Below are 360 nucleotides of genomic sequence, written 5' to 3'. Positions count from 1 at the left end.
CCATCAAAGGCGTGACCGGCGGCGAGCACTTTGAAAATCTGGCTCCAGGTACTACCCCGGTTAATACCACCGTTACGGATACACCAGGCACTGACAACACCACTACGGTGACGCTGACCGCTCCGGCCGAGGCAAACGAAGGTGGCCAGATCACCTATACCGCGACCTTGAGCAATAAGGCCGGTACCGACGTCACGTTGAAGTTGGATAACGGCTCTTCGATCACCATCAAGGCCGGCGACACGGTTGGCACTGTGACCGTGCCTGCGCCTACCGATGACGTGTTCATCGATAAGAGCACGCAGACCGTCAAGATCACCGACGCTTCGGGCGGCAACTTCGAAAAACTGGAAGTTGCAG

The 360-nt window shown here is 57.2% G+C and carries 1 protein-coding gene; it reads left to right on the top strand.

The features are described from left to right. Nucleotides 1–360, top strand: a 360-nt coding sequence (locus P353_RS06740; protein ID WP_157839531.1) for an immunoglobulin-like domain-containing protein, incomplete at both ends; no start/stop codon positions are given.

Origin of the sequence: Comamonas testosteroni, from assembly GCF_000761245.1 — a bacterium.
Classification (GTDB): domain Bacteria; phylum Pseudomonadota; class Gammaproteobacteria; order Burkholderiales; family Burkholderiaceae_C; genus Comamonas; species Comamonas testosteroni_C.
The sequence above is the reverse complement of the archived record's forward strand: the minus strand, read 5'-3'. Positions and strand labels throughout refer to the sequence as shown.